We start from the raw sequence: 519 nt of genomic DNA on the forward strand, positions 1-519 counted from the left end.
ACTGTTTACCCGACAGGCCGGTAAAAAGGCCGTCAGCGGGGCGATTGCCGGTGCCCGGCATGCCGGAAAAGTGATATCGGGGAAAACCCTCTGCTGTGCCAAAACCGCCTTTAAAGAAACTCAGGGGGTGAAACGTTACCGGGAAGCGACGAAAAAATTCTTTACCGGCGACCCGATTGACGTCACCACCGGCCAGCTGTTTGACCAGCGGACCGATATCACCCTCGGCCAGACCCTGCCGCTGGTGTTTCTGCGCAGCTGGGCGCCGGGGGAACAGGGCTTACTAGGGCCGGGCTGGACGGACAGCTTCTCCGAATGCGCCCTTGCCACCGGCGACCGGGTAGAAATCCGCACCACCGAAGGGGCATCGCTTTACTTTGCCTTACCGGCCGCTTATACCCACAGTGTTAACCCGGACCACCCGGATTTCACCCTCAGCCGGGGAGAACAGGGCTATATCCTCCGGCACCGGGATTCACCGGTTTGTAAGTATTTTGCGCTGGCCTCCCCGGCCTCATC

1 protein-coding gene is annotated in these 519 nt (G+C 60.3%); it reads left to right on the forward strand.

All coding sequences use genetic code 11. From position 1 onward, the window contains the following. A partial coding sequence (locus Phpb_RS22795) for a DUF6531 domain-containing protein (RefSeq protein ID WP_240492672.1) occupies positions 1-519 on the forward strand: 519 nt, incomplete at both ends.

It is taken from the genome of Photorhabdus namnaonensis, assembly GCF_001684335.1.
Taxonomy (GTDB): domain Bacteria; phylum Pseudomonadota; class Gammaproteobacteria; order Enterobacterales; family Enterobacteriaceae; genus Photorhabdus; species Photorhabdus namnaonensis.